This is a genomic window from Allonocardiopsis opalescens, assembly GCF_003002095.1.
Taxonomy (GTDB): domain Bacteria; phylum Actinomycetota; class Actinomycetes; order Streptosporangiales; family Streptosporangiaceae; genus Allonocardiopsis; species Allonocardiopsis opalescens.
Genome location: NZ_PVZC01000005.1, coordinates 534447 through 548148, shown reverse-complemented (window position 1 = coordinate 548148; position 13702 = coordinate 534447). Strand labels below are relative to the sequence as shown.

The 13702-nt window shown below is 74.4% G+C and carries 14 protein-coding genes; 6 read left to right on the top strand and 8 right to left on the bottom strand.

Annotated features, from left to right (window positions below; genetic code table 11):
• Window positions 1-70 precede the first annotated feature (70 nt).
• Together CLV72_RS19410 and CLV72_RS19405 are read right to left on the bottom strand one after the other, a co-directional pair.
• Entirely contained in the window at window positions 71-928 is an 858-nt protein-coding gene (locus CLV72_RS19410) for an HpcH/HpaI aldolase/citrate lyase family protein (protein ID WP_106248517.1), read from the bottom strand.
• A gap of 52 nt (window positions 929-980) precedes the next feature.
• Window positions 981-2210, bottom strand: a complete 1230-nt coding sequence (locus CLV72_RS19405; RefSeq protein WP_106248514.1) for a CaiB/BaiF CoA transferase family protein — start codon at window positions 2208-2210, stop codon at window positions 981-983.
• 133 nt (window positions 2211-2343) lie between these two features.
• Here CLV72_RS19405 and CLV72_RS19400 point away from each other — a divergent pair, with 133 nt between their 5' ends.
• Window positions 2344-2871: a Rossmann-fold NAD(P)-binding domain-containing protein gene (locus CLV72_RS19400; protein WP_106248257.1), complete on the top strand. Its 528-nt coding sequence runs from the start codon at window positions 2344-2346 to the stop codon at window positions 2869-2871.
• 131 nt (window positions 2872-3002) lie between these two features.
• Here the strand turns inward: CLV72_RS19400 and CLV72_RS19395 are convergent, their stop codons facing one another.
• A complete protein-coding gene (locus CLV72_RS19395; RefSeq protein WP_106248254.1) occupies window positions 3003-3926 on the bottom strand; it encodes a LysR family transcriptional regulator in 924 nt (307 codons plus the stop codon).
• Between the two features lie 817 nt (window positions 3927-4743).
• The gene (locus tag CLV72_RS19390) at window positions 4744-5049 is read right to left on the bottom strand and encodes a hypothetical protein (RefSeq protein ID WP_146159495.1); all 306 of its coding nucleotides are present in this window, start codon (window positions 5047-5049) and stop codon (window positions 4744-4746) included.
• 394 nt (window positions 5050-5443) lie between these two features.
• Here CLV72_RS19390 and CLV72_RS19385 point away from each other — a divergent pair, with 394 nt between their 5' ends.
• The 3 genes from CLV72_RS19385 (at window position 5444) to CLV72_RS19375 (ending at window position 8616) form a co-directional block, all read left to right on the top strand.
• Window positions 5444-6088 carry a PaaI family thioesterase gene (locus CLV72_RS19385; protein ID WP_211302964.1) on the top strand — a complete coding sequence of 215 codons (645 nt, stop codon included), beginning with the start codon at window positions 5444-5446 and terminating at the stop codon, window positions 6086-6088.
• Window positions 6081-7748, top strand: a complete 1668-nt coding sequence (locus CLV72_RS19380) for a sensor histidine kinase (protein ID WP_106248245.1) — start codon at window positions 6081-6083, stop codon at window positions 7746-7748. The genes CLV72_RS19385 and CLV72_RS19380 overlap by 8 nt, the downstream gene beginning before the upstream one ends.
• Before the next feature lie 193 nt (window positions 7749-7941).
• Complete coding sequence (locus CLV72_RS19375; protein WP_106248241.1) at window positions 7942-8616, top strand: response regulator; 675 nt, start codon at window positions 7942-7944, stop codon at window positions 8614-8616.
• A 15-nt stretch (window positions 8617-8631) separates the two neighbouring features.
• Here the strand turns inward: CLV72_RS19375 and CLV72_RS19370 are convergent, their stop codons facing one another.
• On the bottom strand, window positions 8632-8964 hold the full coding sequence (locus CLV72_RS19370; protein WP_106248233.1) for a hypothetical protein: 333 nt from the start codon (window positions 8962-8964) through the stop codon (window positions 8632-8634).
• Entirely contained in the window at window positions 8961-9899 is a 939-nt protein-coding gene (locus CLV72_RS19365; protein ID WP_106248230.1) for a hypothetical protein, read from the bottom strand. The genes CLV72_RS19370 and CLV72_RS19365 overlap by 4 nt, the downstream gene beginning before the upstream one ends.
• A 347-nt stretch (window positions 9900-10246) precedes the next feature.
• Here CLV72_RS19365 and CLV72_RS19360 point away from each other — a divergent pair, with 347 nt between their 5' ends.
• Window positions 10247-11419 carry an alpha/beta hydrolase family protein gene (locus CLV72_RS19360; RefSeq protein ID WP_211302963.1) on the top strand — a complete coding sequence of 391 codons (1173 nt, stop codon included), beginning with the start codon at window positions 10247-10249 and terminating at the stop codon, window positions 11417-11419.
• 60 nt (window positions 11420-11479) lie between these two features.
• On the opposite strand, the gene CLV72_RS19355 is transcribed toward CLV72_RS19360, so the two are convergent.
• Window positions 11480-11800 carry a nitroreductase/quinone reductase family protein gene (locus tag CLV72_RS19355; RefSeq protein WP_245930309.1) on the bottom strand — a complete coding sequence of 107 codons (321 nt, stop codon included), beginning with the start codon at window positions 11798-11800 and terminating at the stop codon, window positions 11480-11482.
• 154 nt (window positions 11801-11954) lie between these two features.
• On the opposite strand from CLV72_RS19355, the gene CLV72_RS19350 reads away from it, so the two are divergent.
• Window positions 11955-12605, top strand: a complete 651-nt coding sequence (locus tag CLV72_RS19350) for a TetR/AcrR family transcriptional regulator (RefSeq protein ID WP_106248222.1) — start codon at window positions 11955-11957, stop codon at window positions 12603-12605.
• A gap of 111 nt (window positions 12606-12716) precedes the next feature.
• Here the strand turns inward: CLV72_RS19350 and CLV72_RS19345 are convergent, their stop codons facing one another.
• A complete protein-coding gene (locus CLV72_RS19345; protein WP_106248219.1) occupies window positions 12717-13475 on the bottom strand; it encodes a DeoR/GlpR family DNA-binding transcription regulator in 759 nt (252 codons plus the stop codon).
• Window positions 13476-13702 lie beyond the last annotated feature (227 nt).

Below are 13702 nucleotides of genomic sequence, written 5' to 3'. Positions count from 1 at the left end.
CCTTAGGACTCGCCCGGCGAGCACCCATCCCCGCGCCGACGGCACCCAGGCGAGGCCGACCCGCCCGCCCTCACCCACCGCCCCCGTACCGGCGCAGCCGGTCCCGTGCCGTGGCCGCCATGGCTTCGTCGATCATGACGCCCTCGAACACCACGGCCCCCTCGCCGGACGCGTCCAGGGCCGCCAGCAGGCGGCGGTCGCGGTCCAGGGTGGCGGCGTCGGGGGAGAAGACCTCGTTGATCACGGGCACGTGCGTCGGGTGGATGGCCATCATGCCGTCGTAGCCGAGCGCGCGGTTCTGCTCGGCGAAGCGGCGCAGGCCGCCGAGGTCCGCGATGTCGGTCCACAGGCCCGTCACGGGGTTCGGCACCCCGGCGGCCCGCGCGTCCAGCAGCACCCGCGAGCGCAGCGCCAGCGTCTCGGTGCCCTCGGCGCTCCACCGGAAGCCCAGCGCGCGCTCGATGTCGCCGTCGCGCGCGCTCAGCGCCCCCAGGCACGCCACCCGGCGCGACTCGGCGGCCACCTCGTACGCCGAGCGCAGCCCGGACGCGGTCTCCAGCAGCGGCACCAGGGCGACGGAGCCCGCCGGGAGCCCGGCCTCCGCCTCGGCCCAGTCGAGCAGCCGCGCCGCGACGGCCACGTCGGCCGGACCGCTCACCTTGGGCAGCACCACGCCGGACAGCCCGGCCCGCACCACCGCGCGCACGTCGTCGGCGGCCGCCCAGCTCGACAGGTCGTTGATCCGCACCAGCAGCGCCGCCCCGTCGGACGCATCGGCCTGTTCCGCGACGACCGCGGCGACGGCGCCCCGCGCCGACGCCTTGTCCGCGGCGCGCACCGCGTCCTCAAGATCCATGATGACGGCGTCCGCACCCGCGGCCACCGCCTTGGCCGCCCAGTCCGGCCGGGTGCCCGGCACGAACAGCATCGACCGCACCGGGCGGTCCCGCCCGAGGCGCGCCGCTCCGCCGTCCGTCCGCCTAGATGACTCCCCGCTCACGCAGCCCCCGCACCTCGTCGCCGTCCATGCCCAACCACTCTTCGTACACCAGCGCGTTGTCCGCGCCCAGCGCCGGGCCGGTGCGCCACACCCGGCCGGGGCGGTTCTCGAAGCGCGGCACCACGTTCTGCATCTTCACCGGACCCAGGTCCTCGTCGTCGACCGTGACGATGTCGCCGCGCTCGGCGTAGGTCGGGTCGGCCATGATGTCGGCCATGCTGAACACCTTCGACGCCACCACCTCAGCCCGCTCGAAGGCGCGCAGGCAGGTCTCGGCGTCCCGTTCGGCCACCCAGCGGCGCAGTTCGGCGCCGAGGCGCTCCTGGCCGGCCACCTGCTGCTCCGAGGTGGCGTACTCCTCCACCGGCAGCCCGAGCAGTTCGACCACGTTGCGCACGGACCGCGGCGTCGCCGAGGTGACGGTGATCCAGACGCCGTCCCTGCTCTGGTAGCTGTCGATCACGGCCGCCGGAGCCACTGCCAACCGGTTGCCATGCCGCCCGGGCACCGCGCCGAGCTGGTCGTAGAGGATGACCTGCCACTCCACCAGCCGGAACAGCGGTTCGAACAGCGCCAGGTCGATCCACTCGCCGTCGAAGCCGGGGTCGTGCGCCTTGCGGTACAGGGCGGCCAGCACGGCGTGCGAACCCATCAGGCCGGTGACGGCGTCGCCGTGCGAGAAGCCGGTGTGCACGGGCGGCTGGTCGGGGAAGCCGGTCAGGTGCACCACGCCGCTGCGCGCCTCGCCCATCTTGCCGAACCCGGGCGCGTTCGCCAGCGAGCCGGTCGCGCCGAAGCCGGAGATCTGCAGCAGGACGGCCGTCGGGTTGAGCCGGTGCACCGATTCCCAGTCCAGCCCCCACGCGCGCAGCCGTTCGGCGCGCAGCGTCGCGATCACGACGTCGGCCCAGGCCACCAGGCGGGCGGCCACCTCGCGCCCCTCGGCCGTGCGCAGGTCCAGGGTGACGGAGCGCTTGTTGCGGGCCGCGACCTTGAACCACAGCGGGCTCCCGTCGCGGCGCGGCCCCATCGCGCGGGCCGCGTCGCCCTCGCCCGGCGGCTCGACGTGCACCACGTCGGCCCCCATGTCGGCCAGCAGCGAACCCGCCAGCGGGCCCGCCACCACGTGCGCGAACTCCACCACCTTGAGCCCGTGCAGCTGCCCCCACGCCCGCGGCGCCCCGTCCGCCTCCGACGGCCCCTGTCCCACCGGCCGCACCTCTCCGCATCGACGTCACCGGCCGCGCCGCCGCCGTCGCCCGGCGGCCGCCCTGCCGCCAGCATCCCGCCGCACGCCTATACGTGTCCAACATCAAATCCGCAAGTATTCAGCTGCTCGGCGCATGAGTCCGGCGGCGGACGTCTGGTCCGCGAGCGCCCGCAGCGCGAAGCGGCTGCTTGATAACAGCGATGCCGAAAATCTGGGCTTCTACGCCGCCAGCGCCGTGCGGTTCCTGGGCCCCGCGCTGAGCACCGGCCGGCTCGCGCTCCCCGCGGACGGGCCGGTCAGCTGGACCGCGCACGCCGACCTCGCCGACGTGGCCGCCGCGGTGCTGGCCGATGAGGGCGCATTCGACGGGCCCACGCCGCCGCTCACCGCCCCGCACGCCCTCACCTTCGACGACATCGCCGCCATCGCCTCCGAGGCCGCGGGCCGCACCACCACGCGGACGACGGTGTCCGACGACCGGTTCCGGGAGCAGATGGCCGGCCAGGGCGTGCCCGCCGACGCCGTGGACGGCCTGCTGAGCATCTTCGCCGCCGCCCGCGTCGGCGAGTTCGCCGCCGTCGACCCGACGCTCGCCACCCTCATCGGCCGCGAACCCGTCACCATGGGCGCCCTGCTGCGCGAACGTCTGTCCGGCGGCTGATCCGCGAACGCCGCCGGACGCGCCCCCGCGCGGTCGGCCCGGCCGCCACGACCGTTCCGACGAACCGGCCACCCGGATCCGGCCCACCGCTCGACATCCCCGGCCGGACGCCGCCAGGGCGCCGGACGTGCTCAGGACCAGGTGACGTCCTCAGGCAGCGGTGCCTGGGAGCGGCGCAGGTCCTCCAGGAGTTCCAGGAAGCGCCGCGCCGCCGGAGGCAGCGCACGGTCGGTGGGCAGGACCACGTCGAGCTGCCGGTCCACCACCGGCTCCACCAGCGGGCGCTGTTCGATGTCGGCGAAGCCGAGCAGCGCGCGGACCAGCGACGGCAGCGCGGACACGCCGAGCTGCGCCGCGACCAGCCCGCCGACCGTGACGATGTTGCTGGCCTCCACCACACCGCCCGCCCGCACCCCCGCCTGCGTGAACGCGGCGTCGGTGAAGGCGCGCACACTGGAGCTGGCGCCCATCGCGATGAACCGCTCCCCGGCGATGTCGGCCCAGCGCACCGACTCCGCCGCCGCCAGCCGGTGCCCGCGCGGGAAGACCGCGCCGAACCGGTCCCGCACCAGCGGACGCCGGTCCAGCCAGTCCGGCAGCCCCTCCGACACGGTGATCGCGAAGTCCGCGTCGCCCGCCGCGACGCTGTCGACCACCGAACGCGCCAGCCCGTCCAGAATGCGCACCGAGATGTCCGGCCAGTGCTCGCGGAAGACGGGCAGCACCGCCGGGAGCAGCACCCCGGCCACCGACGGCAGCGCCGCGACGGTCACCGTGCCCCGTCCGCCCTGCTGGTACCGCGCGAGCTGCCGCATCCCGGCCCGGTGCACGGCCAGGATGTGCTCGGCGATCTCCAGCAGCTCGGCACCCTCGTCGGTGACCTCGACATTTCGGGTGTCCCGCCGCAGCAACCGCGCGCCGACGACCCGCTCCATGTCGGCCACGGTCCGGCTCAGCGAGGACTGCGACACGTGCAGCTCCCCCGCGGCCGCCGTGAAACTCGCCGCCCGCGCCACCGCGACGAACACCGACAGCTGCCGCAGCGTCAGATCCATGACAGGCGAGCCTACGACCTGCGCACACCACCAAGGATCCGGCACCGCGGCCACGGCCGGACGGACGGTCGCCGCCTTCGGGTCCCGGCCTTCCCGTTCCGGCCTCTCGGTCCCGGCCTCCTGGACATGTCACCGGGCGCGTGAGCGCGTCCGGCCACGGGCGGTGCGCGGACGCGATGTCCGGATGCGGCGGCATCGTCGACGGCCGGCGCCCGTGACCCCTCCCGCCGGTCGGCCGCCGCGCGGTGGCGAGGACCGGACGACGTGGGGCGTGCTGCGGCCGGTGGCGTCGCGGCGGCAGCGCACGCGAAGCCACGGCCGGGGTGAGGGGGCGGCAGACCGATGCGGGCGGCGCTTCCCACGCCGGACCGGCGTGATCGGCGCTCGGGGCCGCGCCCTTCGCCCCGACCCGCTCGACCGGCTGTCCCCGCTCGACTCGCGGCCGCTGGACCGCCACCTCGCGCGGCCTTCCGAAGGTGCCGGGAAGCGTCACCACCCGGCGGACGGCCGCACGGACCGCACGCCCCGGCCGCTCCCGCACACCGAGCCGACCGGGTCCGGCAGGTACGACGACGGCCTCACAGGGTGAAATCGTCCGCGGTGACCGCGAAACACGAACCTGACGGCGATCGCTCCGCACGACCAGTGTCGGTGACAGGTCGTGCCGGCCGCCGGTGCACCACAGCGCCATGACGGCAGCACGATCGCGAGGGGCCGCCGCTGCCGTGGGCTCAGCGGCCCCTCGATCCGGGTGCCGCCTGCTCGGCGGACTAGGCCCGGTCCAGCCGCACTGGTGTGCGGCGGTCGGTGTGCCGGGTCATGGCCGGCAGTACCAGTTCGGTGGTGGTGTGGGAGCTGCGGCGACGAGTGGCAGGACGAGCAGCAGCCACTGGCCGAAGCAGATGCCGATCAGGGTGGCCACCGCTGACAGCAGCACCGCGGTGGGGAAGAGCAGTGCCAGTGCCCGTACCACCGCCGGCCGGTCGGCGAGCACGTGGGCCAGTGCCACGAACACCGGCAGGGCCAGGGCGGTCCGGCCCGAGGTCGAGGGCACCGCCAGCGCCGTCACCAGCAGGGCCGGCGTGCACAGGTGCGCCGACTGGCGCACAGTAGGCGCCCGCACTGGACGAGAGCACGGCGGTCACCGCGGACCGCCGTCACCGTGTCGCCCGCGCGATGGACCGCTGCGGATTCGTGCGGTGGAAGACGGTCGGCCGACCGGATGCCCGAATCGGCGCGGTGCTCGGGCACGTTCTGGACCGGACGCCAGTCCCCGCGTTGTGCGGCGGTGGACGCTTGCGGATTCGTGTGATGGAGGAGGGTGGGCCGACCGGATGCGCCAATCGGTGCGGTGGTCGGGCCCGATTCGTTCGGTGGAGGGCGGTGGACCAATCGAATGCGCAAACAGGCGCGCGGGTCGGGACCGCTGTGAACGCGAGCGCGTGGACGGCGGCCGATCCGGTGGAGAGGATGGGCGGGCCGCGGCGTGGTCGCCGCGTCGTCCGCACGGGGTCACCATGGATGTGCGGTGGCGTGCGGTGGCGGCCGCCGTGTTCGGTGCCGGGCCGGGCTTCCCGGCGCCGCCGCTTCGACGGATTGGACGGTTCATGGGCGACCCGGTGAGAGCGGACGCGTCCGCCCCCGACTCCGGTGCGGGTAGCGGACGCGAACGTAGCTATGAGTGGGACGATCCGGCGGACATCGCTGCTGCCGCGCCCACTATGAACGGTCTGGCGTTCATGCGGGCGCTGGCCGAGGGGCGGGTTCCGCCGCCGCCGATTCTGCGGACGCTCGGCTTCGAACTGGAGTCGGTGCGTCCGGGCGGCGCTGTGTTCGTACTGACTCCGGCCGAGTACCACTACAACCCGATCGGCTCGGTGCACGGCGGTGTGTACGCGGCGCTGCTGGACTCGGCGGCCGGATGCGCGGTGCACACCACACTGCCGCAGGGCGCTTACTACAGCAGCCTGGATCTGAATGTGAAGTTCCTGCGGCGGCTGACCGTCGATTCGGGCCCGGTGCGCTGTTCCGGCCATGTCGTGCACGCCGGCACCCGCACGGCACTGGCGCGCGCCGAACTGACGGACGCGGCGGGCACCCTGCTGGCCGAGGCGACTTCCAGCTGCCTGATCACCCGGCCGTCGCCGTCCGGCGGTGGCTGAGGCGTGGGCCGGCCGGCGCCGAGGCGCCCGCCTGCTCGACCTGCTGCTGTGGGCCTGCCTGACCCTGCCGCTCGCCGTCGAACAGCTCGCGATGCCCAGGAGCGGCGCGCTGCGCTGGGGCCTCGTCGCCGCGGGTGCCGCCGTGGCGGGGGCGGCCGTGCTGCTCGCCCGGCGGCGTCCGCTCTGGGCGCTCGGCCTCCCGGTGGCGGCGGCGGTACTGCTCTGGTCGGTCGACATCTCGGCGCCGTCGAGCGCCCTTGCGCCGTTCGCGCTGGTCGCCGCGATGGCGTACCTGGCCGGGCGGCGGCTCGCCGAGGGGCGGCCTGTGCTGGTGCTGACGGGCTGGCTGGCCGCGGCCGGGCTGCTGCTCGGCATCGGGGTGCGCGCCGTCCAGGACGGGGTCTTCGGCGCGGTGACGGCGCTGCACTCCTGGATCGTGCTCGCGATCGCGCTGGTCATCGCGCTGCTGCTGCCGTGGCTGTTCGCGCGGTACCGCACGACCCGGGCGGAGCTGGCGGTGGCGGGCTGGCAGCGGGCGGCCTGGCTGGAACGCGAGCGGCGCATCACCGCCGAGCAGGCCCGGCTGCGTGAGCGGTCCCGTATCGCGCAGGAGATGCACGACTCCCTCGGGCACGAGCTCAGCCTGATCGCGCTGCGCGCCGCCGCCCTGGAGCTGGCGCCCGGCGCCGACGAGCGGACGCGCGCCCAGGCGGGCGAGGTGCGCGCCGGACTGGCCGACGCGACCGCGCGCCTGCGCGAGATCGTCGGCGTGCTGCGTCCGGGCACCGGCGTGTCGGCGGCTGATGACGGCGCCGACACGCTCGGCATGCAGTCCGGCGGCGCCGATATCGATGCCCTGGTGCGGCGCGCCGCGGCCGCCGGGATGTCGGTGCGCCTGGAGCGGTCGGGTCCCGAGGGCGAGGTGCCCGACGCGGTGCGCCGCGCCGCGCACCGGATCGTGCAGGAGGCGCTGACCAACGCCGCCAAGCACGCCCCCGGCGCGGCCGTGGCGGTGGCGGTCGGGCACGGGCGCGAGACCACCTCCGTCACGGTCCGCAACGGCCCGGCCCCCGCCGGGGGCGGCGGCCGTGCACCGGGCGGTCGTCAGGGCCTGGCCGGGCTGGCCGAGCGCGCCCGGATGCTCGGCGGCACGCTGGCGGCCGGCCCGGACGGCGCGGGCTTCACGGTCCGGGCCGAACTGCCGCACCGGGCGGCTAGGGCGGTGGCGGACGCGGACCTCGCGGAGGAGCCGGACGGCGGCGGCGAGTCCGTCCGCCGGTTCGCGTCGGGCCGCGAGCGGGTGCGGCACAGCCTCACCGCCGCCGTGGTCGTGCCGGTGGTCGGCTGCCTCGGCCTCGCCCTCGCCGTGGTGGGCCTGGAGCTGTACGTCAACGCCGGCAACGAGTTCGACCGCGCCGGCTTCCAGGCGCTGTCGGTCGGCCAGGACCGCGCCGAGGTCGAGCGGGTGCTGCCGCGCTTCCAGCGCCTCGGCGGCCCGCCGGTGGCCGAACCGCCCCCGCCGCCCGGCGCGGAGTGCCGCTACTACTGGTCGGGCGAGCCGGTGAACGGCGAGGAGATCTACCGCGTCTGCTTCACCGGCGACCGTCTGGCCGACGCCACCGCGATCCCCAGGAGCGCGCTGTCGGTTCCCGGCGACTGACGCCCCCGCCGTCCGGCCGTGCGCGCGCCGGTATCGAATCGTTCGTGCGGGCGGGGGCCGTGTTCCGGGCGTGCGGTCGCGCGACACGTCGTGCTTGGATGCGGTGGGGCCGGGGCGGCGATGGCCTCATGTTGAAAGAGGTGTGGAGAGTGGTTCTCGCAGACGTATCGATGGCAGTTCGGGTGCGATCGCTTTGATTCGAGTCGTGCTGGCCGACGACGAGGCGTTGATCCGTGCGGGGGTACGCGCCATCCTCGACACCGACCCGGGCATCGAGGTGGTGGGCGAGGCGCCGGACGGGCGCCAGGCGGTGGAGTCGGCGCTCGCGCACCGGCCCGACGTGGTGCTGATGGACATCGGCATGCCGGTGCTGGACGGGCTCGACGCCGCCGCCGAGATCCGGCGGGCGCTGCCGGCGGCGGCGGTGCTGGTGCTCACCACCTTCGCCGAGGACGCCTACGTCGCCCGCGCCCTGGCCGAGGGCGCCGCCGGATTCCTGCTCAAGAGCGGTGACCCGCGCGAACTGCTGGCCGGCGTGCACGCGGCCGCAGACGGCGCCGCCTACCTCTCGCCCCGGATCGCCCACCGCGTGATCCAGCAGCTCAACGCGAGCGGCGCCGGAAACCGCCTCGGCCGGGGCGCCGCCGCTCGCGAACGCGTCGCCACGCTCAGCCCGCGCGAGCGCGAGGTGCTCGCCCTCCTCGGCTCCGGCCTGTCCAACGCCGAGATCGCCGCCCGTCTCCACATCGTGGAGGGCACCGTCAAGGTCTTCGTCAGCGCCATCCTCCGCCGCCTGGAGGTCAAGAACCGCGTCCAGGCCGCGATCGTCGCCCACGAGGCCGGCCTGGTGCCGGGGGACCCGGCCTGAGAACGACCCCGGCCGTCATTCCGTGGGCAGCGGACGTCCGGGGTAGATGTCGCGCCAGACGCGGGCGAGGAATTCGGTGTCGTTCCCTTCGGTGTGGTCGGTCGCTCTGTCCAGTGCGTCTCCGGGAATCCGGCTCGGGTCGGTGACGGCGAGGCGCAGTTCATTCAGAAAGACCGGGATGTTCCACTCCGTGCCGGTGTCTTCACCTCGCTCGGCGGCTTGGACGAGTGCTCGCAGTTCCTCTTCCGCACCTGCTTGCCGAATGTCCGGGTGGTAGCAGGTCTGGAGCAGGCTGAGGAGTTCGGCGAACGGCGCGCTCCGATCGGTGTACCACCACGCGGAACTCATGGAGCGTTCTCCTTGGGGTTCGGGAACATGGTCAGAACCTGGAAGGGCTCATTGGAGTTTCGCCTTCCAAAAGGAATTACGACGTCACCGCCCGCGAAACTCGTTATAGGAGACGCGCTCGGATGCGGCACGGTGGGAACTCGGCCGGTGGCGCGCTCGACAGCCCATTGCTCTCGCTGGACACGAGCCTTGGAATTGCTTCCGCCCACGGGGTCCAAGGTGAAACCTGCGCAGAACCGGTGTCCATCGGGACCGAGAAGGTCGGCGATGGGGATCATGGCCGGGCGAGGCGGTCCGAGTTGATGCGGTGGCCGATCCAGCACCGCACGGACGGCCGGGTGCGACAAGGCGCGCACGAACGCCGTGGCGAAGGCGTCGGGTCCGGTGAACCTGGTGGCGTGCCGGCCGCTGCTGTGCAGCCGCCCCGTGTACGCGTCGCGGGAACGCTCCCTGTCGGCCCGGTTCAGCTGGGCCGGGTCCTCGAGCCGGGTCACGCGGCGGATCAGCTGCTCGGGGGTGAGCCAGCCTTCGTGGCGCTCGACGCCGTGGCCGATGCCGCCGTCCAGGGCGGCGAACACGTACTGGATGTCGGTGGGGGCGTCGCGGACCGAGACGAGCCAGGGCCGGTCGCCGCCGGCGACGGCGGTACGGACGCGGGCGGGGGCGTCGTCGATGGAGATGAACGGGAGATTGGCGTCCGCGTCGGCGAGGAAGGCGCCGAGCGCGTCCCACGGGGTCTCGCGGCCGGGGCGCCCGTTGAGGCGGGCGAGCGGCCGGTCCAGCGCGAAGCCGGTGCCGTCGCCCGCGTATCCGGCGCGTTCGGCCGCCGCCGGATCGGCTGAATCGGCCGGGCCGGGCGGGTCGAGCCGCCGGAGCGGTGCGTCGGCGGGCCGCGGCCGCCGTTCGCCGTGGTCGCGCGGCAGATCGAAGCGCATGGGGCCTCCGGTGGCTATGTTCCGCCCTCATCATCACCGGACGGGCATGATCGCCGTGGTCGGACGGCCGGAATGACACACGGCGTCGTCCACGGCCCGGTCCGCGCGGTTATCTCGGCCGCTGCCGGTGCCATCCGGCGCCATGCGTGCGCAGTGCGTTCGGCGGCCGGTGTCCGCTGCCGGTGACCGCTCTGAGCAGGTGCGGCCGAGCGTGTCGGCTATGACTTTCGGCAAGGTGGAGTCGGGCCGATCGGCAGATGCGGCGGGCGGACGCTCGCGGCCAGGGTGGAGGCATGTTCAGATCACATGCAGTTCGCGGGCGTGCGGGGGTCGCCGCAGGGGCCGCGGTGCTCGCCCTGGCCGCCGTCGTTTCGGGGGCTCCGGCGGTCGCCGCCGAGGCCGGCGGGGAGCGGGCGGCCGCGTTCGCCCTGCCGGAGCCCACGGGGCGGTACGACGTGGGCACTTTGGAGATGCGTCTGGTGGATGAGGAGCGGCTGACCGGTGGCCGGGCGCGGGAGGTGATGGTCAGCCTCTGGTACCCGGCGCGGCACCGGCCGGGGCGGGCGCCGGTGCCGTACCTGAACGCCGAGCTGGCCGGCCACTACGACCGCAATGCCGCGATGCTCGGGCTCGAACCGGGCGATGTGGACTTCGCGTCCGCCGAAACGCATGCGCAGGACCGTGCGCCGGTGTTCCCGGGACGCGCCGAAAGGCCCGTGGTGCTGTACTCGCCCGGTGGCGGCAACCCGCGCGCCTTCGGCACCACCCTGGTGGAGGAGCTGGCCAGCCGGGGCTACATCGTCGTGGCCATGGACCACCTCGGCCAGGCGCCGATCCGCTTCCCCGACCGGTTCGAGCTGCCGGCGGACTCACCGGACATGGCGGCCGCCATGCGCGAACGCGTCGCCGACGTGCGCTTCACGCTCGACCAGCTGGAGCTGCTCGCCGACGGCGGCAATCCCGACGCGGGCGGCAATCGGTTGCCGCGCGGCCTCGGCGCGGCGATGGACCTGTCCCACACCGGTATGTTCGGCCACTCGATGGGCGGTTTCGCCAGCGCCGAGACCATGCTGGACGAACCGCGGATCGACGCCGGGATCAACTTGGACGGCAGCATGAACCCGCCCTACGGCGAGGCGGCCGAGCGCGGCGTCGACCGGCCGTTCATGCTGTTCGGCGCAGGTGTCTCCGGTCCGGCGGACGAGCCGCACAACCACCTGTACGCGCCGGAGTGGGCGTCGTTCTGGCACAACTCCACCGGCTGGCGGCGCGATCTGTACCTGGCCGACGGCGAGCACATGAGCTTCGCCGACCTCCAGACCTTCCTGCCGCAGATCGACGCGCAGATCCCGCTGGACGAGGCGCTGATGGCGAGCCTCGGGACCGTCGACCCGGCGCGCAGCCTGGCCGTCCAGCGCGCCTACGTCACCGCCTTCTTCGACCAGCACCTGCGCGGACGCCACCAGCCGCTGCTGGACGCCGACTCGCCCGCCTACCCCGAGGTCACCTTCGTGGAGTAGGTTCCGGCCGCACCGCGGCGCACCGCCGCGGTGCGGCCCTCGCCTGCCACCGGCGGCGGGTCAGTCCGCCAGCCGGACGGTGACGGTGACGCGGCCCTTGGCGTCGCGGTGGGCGGTGGCGTGGCCGGTGCGGCCGGAACCGTCCAGGTCGAGCCGTACCGTGCCGCCGTCGCCGGTGAAGTTGCGCCACCACGACTTGGCGTCGGGGAGCCGGACGCCGATGGTGACGGTGTCGCCCGCGCGGCGGTAGCCGACGGGGGTGCTGAAGGTCCGGCCCGAGCGCCGACCCGTGTAGGTGATGATCGTGATGTGCCTGGAGACCGGGCCGCCCCAGCGCCGGGATGCGCGCAGCGCCAGCACCAGGGCGTTGACTCTGCTCACCACGCGCTCCGCGAGTGCTCCTCCGTGCCGCACCGGACCTCCCTGGCGCCGTCGTTCCCGGCCGTGGTCGACGGTGCGGATCACCGTCGGCCGGGTCCCTTCACGCTAGCCAGGAAAGTGGAGTACCCCGTCCATTTCTTCTAGAGTGAGAGGAATGAGCGCCGAACCGTCTCGGATGCCGGGCGATGCGGCGGGGCTGCGCACCGACGCGCGCCGCAACCGCGACCGGATCATCGAGGTGGCCCGCGAGCTGTTCGCCGGCCGCGGGCTGGACGTGCCGATGGCCACGATCGCCCGGCGCGCCGGAGTGGGCGTCGCGACGCTCTACCGCCGGTTTCCCACCAAGGATTCGCTGGTCATCGAGGTGTTCGCCGACCAGTTCGCGGCCTGTGCCGCGGTGGTGGACGAAGGGCTGGCCGACCCGGACCCGTGGCGCGGGTTCTGCGCGGCCGTGGAGAGGCTGTGCGCCATGCAGATCGCCGACCGGGGCTTCAGCGCGGCCTTCCTCGCGGCCTATCCCGACGTGATCGACGTCGACGCGACGCGCGAGCGCGCCCTGCGCGGCGCGACCGCGCTGGCCGACCGGGCCAAGGCGGCCGGCCGGCTGCGCGCGGACTTCGCGCCCGACGACCTCCTGCTGCTGCTCACGGCCAACAGCGGCATCGCCGGCGGCTCCGCGGAGCTGGCCCGGGCCGCGTCCCGGCGACTGGTCGCCTACCTGCTCAATTCCTTCCGCGCTGACCACGCCGACCCGGCGGTGCCGCTGCCGCCGCCCGCTCCGCTCAGCGTGCACGACGTCTGGTAGCCGCGCGCCGGAATGCGCCGTTCGGGCGTAAGGGGGCGGAGTCGCGGTCGGAGGGCTGCGCGCGGGCGAGTTCGGCGGCGTCCGGGTGCGTCGACGAGCGCGTCGGTGCCGTCAGGCGATGGTGACCTGGAGGCCGGCCGAGGCCAGCTGGTCGAGGCGGTCCTCGTCGGCGCCGGAGTCGGTGATGAGTTCGTCGACTTCGGCCAGGTCGCAGATGTGGGTGAAGCAGGCGCGGCCCACGCGGTCGCTGTCGAGGATGGCGATGACCTGGTTGGCGCGGCGGACGAACATGGCGGCGATCTGGGCGTATCCGGCGTCGTCGGCGGTGAGGCCGGAGCGGGCGGCGACGCCGTCGGCCTGGACGAACACGGTGTCGAGGTTGACGCGGTCCAGGATGGCCTCGGTGAAGGAGCCGCTGAGGGCGGCCGTGCGCGGGTCGGCGACGCCGCCGGTGACGACGACGCGCAGCTGCGGGTGGACGAGCAGCTGGTGGGCGATGTCGACGGCGTTCGTGACCACGGTGAGCTCGTCGCGGTCGGCCAGCGTCCGGCCGACGGCGGCGACCGCGGTGCCGCTGACCAGGCCCACGCTGTAGCCGTCGCGCACCCGGGTGGCGGCGACGCGTGCGATGCGGTCCTCGCGCTCGGCGCGCTCGGCGTCGCGCTTGGTGAGCTGCAGCTCAAGCGGGGTGCCGCGTGCGACCGCGCCGCCGTGGGTGCGCGAGACCCACTTCTGGGTCTCCAGCAGGTTGAGGTCGCGCCGGACCGAGGACTCCGAGACGCCGAGCCCCCGCGAGAGCGCGGACACCGCGACCGAACCCTCCCGGGCCAGGTGCTCCATGATCGCGACCAGCCGCTCCGCCCTCTTCATGGCCCCAAGGCTAGACCCGCGGCGCGTCGGTGCGCATGGGTGGCCGGATCGGTCGGTGGGGCGGGGCGCTGCGGTGGGCGTCGCGTCGGGTCTCGTCCGGACGGGCCTGGAGGCGTCGGCCCGCGATGTGGGCGGCGCAAGTGCGTAGGCGCGGTCTGTGGACGGGGCGGGGCCGGTGGGACCGGTTGTCCACAGTTTCCGTGTGGGGCCTGCCCGGGGGGCTTGAC